Below are 10,036 nucleotides of genomic sequence, written 5' to 3' on the forward strand. Positions count from 1 at the left end.
GGTGTTCCCACTGGGAACACCGGCGCCGCGGGACGGCCGTGCGGCCGCCGGGGCGGGGCCCGCCGCCGGGCCCGGAGATCAGCGGTCGAGGGCCGGCGAGTCGTCGTCCGTGGCGAAGCTCTCGCTGCTGACCGTGTGGTCGAGCGAGCTGATCTTGCCGTCGAGGTCCAGGTCGTCGAGGGCGTCGCCGCCGCCGAGGGCGTGGGAGGGGGTGACCGCCGCGACGACGAATCCGGCGGCGAGGGAGGCAACGGCGAGCATGGTTCGCTTCTTCATGCCCGGTTCAACTACGGGAGCGCCGTGCGGTCACGGGTTCCTCGGCCACGGGAGCGCCGCGCGGTCACGGGAACCGCGACCACGGGAGCGCCGTGCGGTCACAAGTAAGAGCCCGTCGGGCCTCTGGCGGCACTCGCCCGCACCGACGCCCCAGAACCGAACGGCCGTTACCGGACCCTTCCGACAGAGTCCGACACGTCCTACCGTAAACGCGCATGATTGACGCGGACATGCCCACAGCCGGGCTCATGGCCGCGCGGGTCGCCATCCCATCCGTTCTCAGCGAGTCGGAGGCACGTAATGACGCGTCACCTGCACACCCGCACCGTCCGCCGGAGAGCGGCCGGAGCGGTCGGAGCGGTCGTGGCGGGGCTGTTGTGCGCGGCGGGGCCCGCCGCTCCGGGCGCCGTCGCGGCGCCCGGAGCGCGGTCCGTCGCGCCCCGCCTCGACGACGGCCTCGCCCGCACCCCGCCCATGGGCTTCAACAACTGGAACTCCACGGGGTGCCGGGCGGAGTTCGACCAGGACATGGTCAAGGGGATCGCGGACCTGTTCGTCGAGAAGGGGCTCAGGGACGCCGGGTACGAGTACGTCAACCTGGACGACTGCTGGGCCCTGCCCGAGCGGGACGCGGACGGCAAGCTGGTGCCCGACCCCGCGCGCTTCCCCGACGGGATCGCGGCCGTCGCCGACTACGTGCACGCCAAGGGGCTGAAGCTCGGCATCTACACCAGCGCGGGCACCAAGACGTGCAGCAGCGTGGGGTTCCCGGGCGCGCTCGGCCACGAGTACAGCGACGCGCGGCAGTTCGCGGACTGGGGCGTGGACTACCTGAAGTACGACAACTGCAACAACCAGGGCGTGGACGCCAAGCAGCGCTACACGACCATGCGCGACGCGCTGGCGGACGCCACGCGGGCCACGGGCCGCCCCATCGTGTACAGCATCTGCGAATGGGGCCAGAACAAGCCCTGGGAATGGGCGGCCGACGTCGGTCACCTGTGGCGCACCACCGGGGACATCAGCGACAACTGGAGCTCGATGCTGTCGATCCTCAAGCAGAACCTGCCCCTCGCGCCGTACGCGGGTCCCGGGCACTGGAACGACCCGGACATGCTGGAGGTCGGCAACGGCGGCATGACCGACACCGAGTACCGCTCGCACTTCTCCATGTGGTCCGTCATGGCCGCGCCGCTGCTCATCGGCTCCGACCTGCGCACGGCATCCGCCGCCACCCTCGGGATCCTCGGCAACGAGGAGGTCGTCGCCGTCGACCAGGATCCCCTCGGCAGACAGGGGACGGTGCTCTCCGCCGAGGGCGGGCGCTGGGTGGTCGCCAAGGAGATGGCGGACGGCAGCCGGGCGGTGGCGCTGTTCAACGAGTCCGGCAGCGCGCAGCGGATCAGCACGAGCGCGCGGGCCGTGGGACTGCCCGCCGCGAGCGGTTACGCCCTGCGCGACCTGTGGCAGCACCGGACGTCGCACACCGCGGGCACGATCGCGGCGACCGTCCCGGCGCACGGCACCGTCCTCGTCCGGGTGTCGGCGGACGCCCGCTGGGCGCAGTACCCGCCGGCCGTCGAACTCGGCCTGGACGGCACCCCGTTGTTCGAGGCGGGCAGGAGCGTCACTCTCACCTCGACACTGACCGACCTCGGCCGTACGGCCGCCCGGGATGTCTCCGTGACGCTCGACGGGCCGGCCGGCTGGCGGGCAAGGGCGCTGTCGCCGACCGGCGCGGACGCGGTGCCGCCGGGCCGTTCGCTGCGGACGACGTGGCGGGTCACCGCGCCCGCCGGCACGGAGTCCGGCTCCTACGGGCTGACGCTCAGGGCGGTCCACCGCTCGGCGGCCGGGGCGCGCGTCGAGACCGTGGTGCCGCTGGCGGCTTCCGTGGTCGTGGCCCCTCCCCCGGGTGTCTCCTCGCTCGGCGACCTGCCGTGGATGACGGCGGCCAACGGCTGGGGGCCCGTCGAGCGGAACACCAGCAACGGCGAGAGCGCCGCCGGTGACGGCGGGCCGCTCACCATCGGCGGCACCGTGTACGCCGACGGGCTCGGCGTACACGCCGAGAGCAGCGTCGAGTTCTACACCGGCGGGGCGTGTGAGACCGTCACCGCGGACGTGGGCGTGGACGACGAGAAGAGCACCAACGGCACGGTCACCTTCGAGGTGTGGGCGGACGGCACCGAGGCCGCCTCGACCGGGGTACTCGACACCACGATGCCCGCGCAGCCGCTCTCGGCGGACGTCACGGGCGCCGAGGTGATCCGCCTGACCGTCACGGACGCGGGCGACGGCATCGACTCGGACCACGCGGACTGGGCGAACGCGACACTCACCTGCTGACTCCGGCCTGGCGGTCTCAGCCCGTCCGGCGTTTGATGACGAGGCCGTGCAGGCCGAAGCGGGGGCCTGGGGGCGGCAGCCCCAGAACCACGGGAAGGGAAGGGGCGGAGGGGGCGAACCCCCAGGGCCCACCGGCCGCCGCGAGTACGGCGCTCACCGGCCGGAGGCCCGGGCCCGCTCCCGGCAGGCGAGCCGGGCGGGCAGAATCGGTCCGCGGCGGCAGGAGCGGTCGGCGGGCAGGGCCGGGCTCGTCGGTGGCCGGTCCCGGTCTCAGACCCCGGCCGTAGTCCCAGCCGTCCGGCTCAGCGCTGCCGCCGCCGCGCCCACCAGCCCCGCGTCCGTGCCCATCAGGGCCGGGACCACGGTCAGGTGTTGGACGAAGGACAGCGTCGCGTAGTCCGCGAGGGCCTTGCGCAGAGGCGTGAGCAGGACGTCGCCCGCCTTGCCGACGCCGCCGCCGATGACGGCGACGTCGATCTCCACGAGGGTCGCGGTGGCGGCGATGCCCGCCGCGAGGGCCTGCGCCGCGCGGGCGAAGGACGCGACGGCCACCGGGTCGCCGGTCCGGGCCGCGGCGGCCACCGCGGCCGCCGACGTGTCGCCGTCGGGACCCGGCAGCCAGCCGCCCTCCAGGGCGCGGCGCGCGATGTTCGGACCGCTCGCGATGCGCTCGACGCACCCGCGCGAGCCGCACGGGCAGAGGTCGCCGTCGAGGTCCACGCTGATGTGCCCGATGTGGCCGGCGTTGCCGGTCGGCCCGGGGTGGAGCCGGCCGTTCAGGACCAGGCCGCCGCCGACGCCGGTGGACACGACCATGCACAGGGCGTTGTCGTGGCCGCGCGCCGCGCCCTGCCAGTGCTCGGCCGCCGTGATGGCCACGCCGTCGCCGATGAGTTCCACGGGCAGCCCCGCCGCGGCCGTACGGACCCGGTCGACCAGCGGGTAGCCGCGCCAGCCGGGCACGTTCACCGGGCTGACCGTGCCGGCGGAGGCGTCCACCGGGCCCGCGCTGCCGATGCCGACGGCCCGCGCCCGCGGCCACAGCGAGGACGCGGCCAGCTCGCCGATCACTTCCTCGACGGCGCCCATCACGGTGTCCCCGTCCTGCTGCGCGGGCGTCGCGCGCTGCGCGCGCAGCAGGATCCGGCCCTGGCCGTCCACCAGCGCTCCGGCGATCTTGGTGCCGCCGATGTCGAGCGCGGCCACGAGGTCGGTGTGCATCAGAGTCTGCTCTCCCGCTGCTGTGTGGTGCCGGTCCCGGCACACCGTGTGCCCGTCGCGGCGGGCGCGCAGGGCCCCGGCGGGGACCGGCAGGAAGACGCGCCCCTGGTGGGGTGCTGAACCGGGGATTGCCGTGCACAGTCTCTCCCGAGTCTGACAACGTTGTCCAGGCTCTATGCTCGACGCCACATCCTCATACAGCACCCGTGGACCGACACACCCCCGTGGACGAACGCATCCTCGTGGACGACAGGACAGGACAGCACATCGTGGCCGAGACCGCCCGCCGATCCGAGAACCGCTACGGCAATCGTCCGACCATGAAGGACGTGGCGGCCCGCGCCGGTGTGGGCCTGAAGACGGTCTCGCGCGTGGTCAACGGCGAGCCGGGGGTCACCCCGGACACCGAGCGCCGGGTCCAGGAGGCCATCGACGCCCTGGGCTTCCGCCGCAACGACAGCGCGCGGGTGCTGCGCAAGGGACGCACCGCGAGCATCGGCCTGGTCCTGGAGGACCTCGCCGACCCGTTCTACGGTCCGCTCAGCCGCGCGGTGGAGGAGGTGGCACGGGCGCACGGCGCGCTGCTGATCAACGGTTCCAGCGCCGAGGACCCGGACCGCGAGCAGGAACTGGTCCTCGCGCTGTGCGCGCGCCGTGTCGACGGGCTCGTCGTCATCCCGGCCGGCGACGACCACCGCTATCTGGAACCGGAGATACGGGCGGGCGTCGCGACCGTCTTCGTGGACCGGCCCGCCGGGCGGATCGACGCCGACGTCGTGCTGTCGGACAGCGTCGGCGGGGCCCGCGACGGTGTCGCCCACCTGATCGCGCACGGCCACCGCCGGATCGGCTTCATCGGCGACATGCCCCGCATCCACACCGCGGCGGAGCGGCTGCGCGGCTACCGGACGGCCATGGAGGAGGCCGGTATCCCGGTCGAGGACGGCTGGATGTCCCTCGGGGTCACCGATCCGGAGCGGGTGCGCCGCGCGGCCGAGGAGATGCTGTCGGGCCCCTCCCCCGTCACCGCGGTCTTCGCGGGCAACAACCGCGTCACCGTCACCGTGGTGCGCATCCTGGCCGAGCAGCGGCGTTCCGTCGCCCTCGTCGGCTTCGACGACTTCGAGCTCGCCGATCTCCTCGACCCCGGGGTCACCGTCGTCGCCCAGGACGCCGCCGCCCTCGGCCGTACGGCCGCCGAGCGGCTCTTCCGGCAGCTCGACGGCTCTCTCCTCACCCCGGAGCGCATCCAGCTCCCGACCCGGCTGATCACCCGCGGTTCCGGCGAGATTCCGCCCGCCGGCTGACCCTCGGGGCGTGCTCGGGGGATCTCCGCGTCAGCCGCCGAGCGCCGCCAGCACGACGGACCTGGCCTCCTCCTGGACCTGCCGCAGGTGGTCGGGGCCCAGAAAGGACTCGCCGTAGATCTTGTAGACGTCCTCGGTGCCCGAGGGGCGGGCCGCGAACCAGGCGTTGTCGGTGGCGACCTTGATGCCGCCGAGGGCGGCGCCGTTGCCGGGGGCCTCGGTGAGCACCGAGGTGACCGACTCGCCGGCCAGGGTGTCGGCGGTGACCTGGCTCGGGGACAACTTGGCGAGCAGCGCCTTCTCCTCGCGGCTGGCGGGGGCGTCCACGCGCGCGTAGGCGGGATCGCCGAAGCGCTCGGTGAGCCGCGCGTAGTGCTGCGAGGGCGTCCGGCCGGTGACGGCCGTGATCTCGGAGGCGAGCAGGGCCAGGATGATGCCGTCCTTGTCGGTGGTCCACACCGAGCCGTCGTGGCGCAGGAAGGACGCGCCCGCCGACTCCTCGCCGCCGAAGCCGAGGGTGCCGTCGGACAGGCCGTCCACGAACCACTTGAAGCCGACGGGGACCTCGATGAGCGGGCGGCCGACGTCCGCCGCGACCCGGTCGATCATGCTCGACGACACCAGGGTCTTGCCGATCCCGGCGCCCGCGGGCCACTGCTCCCGGTGCGAGAAGAGGTACGAGATCGCCACGGCGAGGTAGTGGTTGGGGTTCATCAGGCCCCCGTCCGGTGTGACGATGCCGTGCCGGTCGGAGTCGGCGTCGTTGCCGGTGGCGATGTCGAACCTCTCGCGCCGCTCGATGAGCGAGGCCATGGCGTACGGCGAGGAGCAGTCCATGCGGATCTTGCCGTCCCAGTCGAGCGTCATGAAGCGCCAGGTGGGGTCGGTGAGCGGGTTGACCACCGTCAGGTCGAGCCCGTGCTGGTCGGCGATCCGGCCCCAGTAGGCGACCGAGGCGCCGCCGAGCGGGTCGGCGCCGATGCGCACCCCGGCGTTCCGGATCGCGGCCAGGTCGAGGACGTTCGGCAGGTCGGCGACGTAGGCGCCGAGGAAGTCGTGGCGGCCGGTGCCGGGTGCGGCCAGGGCGCGGGCCCAGGGGATGCGCCGTACGTCCTTCAGGCCGCCGGTGATGATCTGGTTGGCGCGGTCCTGGATCCAGGAGGTGGCCTCGGAACCGGCGGGGCCGCCGTGCGGCGGGTTGTACTTGAAGCCGCCGTCGGCGGGCGGGTTGTGCGAGGGGGTGACCACCACGCCGTCGGCGAGCCCCGACGTGCGGCCGCGGTTGTGGGTGAGGATGGCGTGCGACACGGCCGGGGTGGGCGTGTAGCCGTCGCTCTGGTCGATGAGGACGGTCACGTCGTTGGCGGCGAAGACCTCGAGGGCGGTGATCCGCGCGGGCTCGGACAGGGCGTGGGTGTCGGCGCCCAGGAAGAGGGGGCCGTCGGTGCCCTGGGCGGCGCGGTACTCGCAGATGGCCTGGCTGGTGGCGGCGATGTGGTCCTCGTTGAACGCCGCCGCGAGGGACGAGCCGCGGTGCCCCGAGGTGCCGAACGCCACGCGCTGCCCGGGTTCGGCCGGGTCCGGGTGGAGCGCGTAGTACGCCGTGACCAGGCGGGCCACGTCGATGAGGTCCTCGGGCCCGGCGGCCTGTCCCGCTCGCGCGTCCTGCATTCCCGCTCCTCCAACACAAGGGTCGACCATGGGGGTACGGCGCCCATTCTCCCCTGCCCGGTCCGCCGGGACGCGCACCAGGGGCGACCGTTGTGGCCCGTGTCCGGCGGGTGCGAGGATGCGGGCCGCCGAGGGAAGGGGCACCGACGTGACGCGCGAGGACCGACGACCGCCCGCCGCCGAGCTGTTCGACGCGCTGGGGGCCGAGTACGAGAAGGCGTTCGCCCACGCCCCGGCGCACCGGGCCGCGCTGGCGTGGCTGATCGGGCGGCTGCCGCCCGCCGCGCGGACGCTGGACGTGGGCAGCGGCACCGGGCGGCCCACCGCGGCGGCGCTCGTCGCGGCGGGCCACTCGGTGCTGGGCGTCGACGTCTCCCCCGTCATGGTGGAACTCGCCGCCCGGCAGGTTCCGGGGGCCGAGTTCCGCTGCGCCGACATCCGGGAACTCCCCCTCGGCACCGGCGTGTTCGACGGCGTGTGCGTGTTCTTCTCGCTGCTGCAAATGACCCGCGCCGAGCAGTCGGCCCTGCTGCGGCGGCTGTCCGCGGCCCTGCGGCCCGGCGGGCATCTGGTGCTGGCCACGGTGCCCGCGGACGTGACGGACGCCGAGGTCTCCTTCATGGGCCGGCCGGTGCGGGCGACGAGCTTCGCCGAGGACGGCGTCGTGGGCATGGCGCAGGCGGCGGGCCTGACGGTGCTGTCCCGGCACGGCACCGTCTTCACCCCGGACCATCCCGGCGCCGGGCCCGAGCCGAACCTCTTCCTGTACTGCCGCCGCGGAGCCTCGGCGGAGGCGGTCTAGTTGCCCGACGCCGTCAGGTCGCCCCGGCGGGGTGCCGCGTAGCCCTCCAGCTCCGCGCGGGTCAGGCCGGTGGCGGCCGCGACCTCCTCGTCGTCCAGGGCGCCGCAGTCGAGGCCGCGCAGCAGATGGCCGCTGAGCGCCTTGGCGGTGGCGGGCTCGTCCATGACGTCGCCGCCGGCCCGGCCGGCGTAGCGGGCGAGGCGGGCCGCGGCCTGGGCGAAGCCCTCGCGGTAGAAGGCGAAGACGGCGGCGTAGCGGGTGGGGAGGTGGCCGGGGTGCATGTCCCAGCCCTGGTAGTAGGCGCGGGCGAGGGCGCGGCGGGTGAGGCCGTAGTGCAGCCGCCAGGCGTCGTGCACCTGGGCGGTGGGCCCGACCGGCAGCACGTTGGTCGAGCCGTCCGAGACCCTGACCCCGGTCCCGGCCGCCGCGACCTGCATGACCGCCTTGGCGTGGTCGGCGGCCGGGTGGTCGCTGGCCTGGTGGGCGGCGGAGACGCCGAGGCAGGCGCTGTAGTCGAAGGTGCCGTAGTGCAGGCCGGTGGCGCGGCCCGCGGCGGCGTCGATCATGCGGGCGACGGTCGCGGTGCCATCGGCGGCGAGGATCGACTGGCTGGTCTCGATCTGGATCTCGAAGCCGATCCGGCCGGGTGCCAGACCGTGGGCCCGCTCGAAGTGCTCGAGCAGCCGCACCATCGCGTTGACCTGCTCGGCGTAGGTGACCTTCGGCAGGGTCAGGACGAGTCCCGCGGGCAGCCCGCCGGCCGCCATGAGGCCGGTGAGGAAGATGTCGAGGGTGCGGATGCCGCGCTCCCGGACCGGCGCCTCCATGCATTTCATGCGGATGCCCATGTACGGAGCGGCGGTCGCGTCCGCGTACGCGGCGGCGGTCAGCCGGGCCGCGCGGGCGGCGGCCGCGTCCTCCTCGGCGTCCGGACGGGGACCGTAGCCGTCCTCGAAGTCGACCCGTAGGTCTTCCACGGGCTCGCGCTCCAGCTTGGCCCGTACGCGCGCGTACACGGGCTCCGCGAGGTCGTCGGAGAGGCCGAGGACGGCCGCCAGGGACGCGGCGTCGGGGGCGTGTTCGTCGAGCGCGGCCAGGGCCCGGTCGCCCCAGGAACGGATGGTGTCCGCGGCGAACGCGTCCCCGGGTACGTACACGGTGTGGACGGGCTGACGGGTGCCGGGGGCTCCCGGGTAACGGCGCTGAAGTTCCGCGTCGACCGCGGCGAGCGAGGCGCTGATCTGCTCGCCGACGGCGCCCGCGAGGCTGGTCGCCACCTTCTCCTGCTGACCCATCCCACACCCTCCCATTTTCCGCTCTACGGAATCAACAATCCGTTGAACGAAGTTATCGGGCGGCTTCCCCGGCGGTCAACACCGTCTCGCCGCCGGTCCACCCCGCCATCTCGGCATGTTCACGTCGGTCTGGCAGCGTGGTCCCCGCAGTACGTACGCCCCGCCCGGACGCCCCCGCCGAAGGAGCCCCTGTGCCGCACCAGAGCCGAGTCACGCGCCGCCTCAGCATGAAGACCGCACTGGCCGCCGCGACCGCCCTGCCGCTGTCCGGTACCGCGCTGGCCGCCACACCCGCCACGGCGGACGAGCGCGGCGGCGACCGGCTGCGGGTCATGTCGTTCAACCTCCGCTACGCGAGCACCGCCGAGCCCAACAGCTGGGCCGTCCGCAGGCCGGTGACGCGCGCACTGCTGCGCCGCGAGCACCCGCATGTCATCGGCACCCAGGAGGGCCTGTACCAGCAGGTGCGCGACATCGAGTCCGACCTCGGCGGGCACTACGACTGGATCGGCACCGGCCGCGCGGGCGGCAGCCGCGACGAGTTCATGGCGGTCTTCTACGACACCCGCCGCCTCGCCCCGCTGGAGTACGACCACTTCTGGCTCTCCGACACCCCGGACGTGATCGGCTCCAACACCTGGGGCGGCGGCTCGATCCGCATGGTGACCTGGGTGCGCTTCTGCGATCTGCGCGACGGCGACCGCGAGTTCTGCTTCCTCGACACCCACCTGGACAACGCCGGCCAGAACGCACGCGCGCGGGCCGCTTCCCTCATCGTCGAGCGGATCGCGGGGCTCGACGCATCGCTGCCGCTGGTGGTGACCGGTGACTTCAACGTCCCGGCGCACGGCAACCCGGTCTACGACACGATGCTCGGCGCCGGTCTGGCGGACAGCTGGGACGCCGCGGCCGAACGCAGCGCCCTCTACGCCACGTTCCACGGGTACAAGCCGCTGACGCCGGACGGTGAGCGCATCGACTGGATCCTGGTCACGCCGGGCGTCACGGTGCACCGGGCGTCGATCAACACCTTCTCCCTCGACGGCCAGTTCCCCAGCGACCACCTGCCGGTGCAGGCGACGCTGACCCTCGGCTGACCGGGGAACGGACCGAGG

General features: G+C 73.8%; 8 protein-coding genes. 4 read left to right on the top strand and 4 right to left on the bottom strand.

Annotated features, from left to right (window positions below; genetic code table 11):
• Positions 1 to 78: 78 nt before the first annotated feature.
• Positions 79 to 276: a hypothetical protein gene (locus ACFV6E_RS42470; protein ID WP_385469109.1), complete on the bottom strand. Its 198-nt coding sequence runs from the start codon at positions 274 to 276 to the stop codon at positions 79 to 81.
• Positions 277 to 576: 300 nt separating this feature from the next.
• Between ACFV6E_RS42470 and ACFV6E_RS42475 the strand changes: the two genes are divergently transcribed.
• A complete protein-coding gene (locus tag ACFV6E_RS42475) occupies positions 577 to 2,625 on the top strand; it encodes an NPCBM/NEW2 domain-containing protein (RefSeq protein WP_385469112.1) in 2,049 nt (682 codons plus the stop codon).
• Positions 2,626 to 2,895: 270 nt separating this feature from the next.
• Here the strand turns inward: ACFV6E_RS42475 and ACFV6E_RS42480 are convergent, their stop codons facing one another.
• A complete protein-coding gene (locus ACFV6E_RS42480) occupies positions 2,896 to 3,846 on the bottom strand; it encodes an ROK family protein (protein ID WP_385176926.1) in 951 nt (316 codons plus the stop codon).
• 242 nt (positions 3,847 to 4,088) lie between these two features.
• On the opposite strand from ACFV6E_RS42480, the gene ACFV6E_RS42485 reads away from it, so the two are divergent.
• Complete coding sequence (locus ACFV6E_RS42485) at positions 4,089 to 5,153, top strand: LacI family DNA-binding transcriptional regulator (protein WP_385176932.1); 1,065 nt, start codon at positions 4,089 to 4,091, stop codon at positions 5,151 to 5,153.
• Between the two features lie 30 nt (positions 5,154 to 5,183).
• Here the strand turns inward: ACFV6E_RS42485 and pgm are convergent, their stop codons facing one another.
• Positions 5,184 to 6,824, bottom strand: a complete 1,641-nt coding sequence (pgm, locus tag ACFV6E_RS42490) for a phosphoglucomutase (alpha-D-glucose-1,6-bisphosphate-dependent) (RefSeq protein ID WP_385176924.1) — start codon at positions 6,822 to 6,824, stop codon at positions 5,184 to 5,186.
• A 118-nt stretch (positions 6,825 to 6,942) separates the two neighbouring features.
• Here pgm and ACFV6E_RS42495 point away from each other — a divergent pair, with 118 nt between their 5' ends.
• A complete protein-coding gene (locus tag ACFV6E_RS42495) occupies positions 6,943 to 7,626 on the top strand; it encodes a class I SAM-dependent methyltransferase (protein WP_385469115.1) in 684 nt (227 codons plus the stop codon).
• On the opposite strand, the gene ACFV6E_RS42500 is transcribed toward ACFV6E_RS42495, so the two are convergent.
• Positions 7,623 to 8,921: a DUF6986 family protein gene (locus ACFV6E_RS42500; RefSeq protein WP_385469117.1), complete on the bottom strand. Its 1,299-nt coding sequence runs from the start codon at positions 8,919 to 8,921 to the stop codon at positions 7,623 to 7,625. The genes ACFV6E_RS42495 and ACFV6E_RS42500 overlap by 4 nt on opposite strands.
• A 191-nt stretch (positions 8,922 to 9,112) precedes the next feature.
• On the opposite strand from ACFV6E_RS42500, the gene ACFV6E_RS42505 reads away from it, so the two are divergent.
• Entirely contained in the window at positions 9,113 to 10,018 is a 906-nt protein-coding gene (locus tag ACFV6E_RS42505; protein ID WP_385469120.1) for an endonuclease/exonuclease/phosphatase family protein, read from the top strand.
• The last annotated feature ends 18 nt before the right edge of the window (positions 10,019 to 10,036 follow it).

This window comes from Streptomyces sp. NPDC059785, from assembly GCF_042732375.1.
GTDB lineage: Bacteria > Actinomycetota > Actinomycetes > Streptomycetales > Streptomycetaceae > Streptomyces.

What these genes read in the sequence shown, in the direction of transcription:
- ACFV6E_RS42470 (WP_385469109.1), bottom strand. Translation starts at nt 276, where the DNA reads ATGAAGAAGCGAACCATGCTCGCCGTTGCCTCCCTCGCCGCCGGATTC.
- ACFV6E_RS42475 (WP_385469112.1), top strand. Translation starts at nt 577, where the DNA reads ATGACGCGTCACCTGCACACCCGCACCGTCCGCCGGAGAGCGGCCGGA.
- ACFV6E_RS42480 (WP_385176926.1), bottom strand. Translation starts at nt 3,846, where the DNA reads ATGCACACCGACCTCGTGGCCGCGCTCGACATCGGCGGCACCAAGATC.
- pgm (WP_385176924.1), bottom strand. Translation starts at nt 6,824, where the DNA reads ATGCAGGACGCGCGAGCGGGACAGGCCGCCGGGCCCGAGGACCTCATC.
- ACFV6E_RS42495 (WP_385469115.1), top strand. Translation starts at nt 6,943, where the DNA reads ATGCGGGCCGCCGAGGGAAGGGGCACCGACGTGACGCGCGAGGACCGA.
- ACFV6E_RS42500 (WP_385469117.1), bottom strand. Translation starts at nt 8,921, where the DNA reads ATGGGTCAGCAGGAGAAGGTGGCGACCAGCCTCGCGGGCGCCGTCGGC.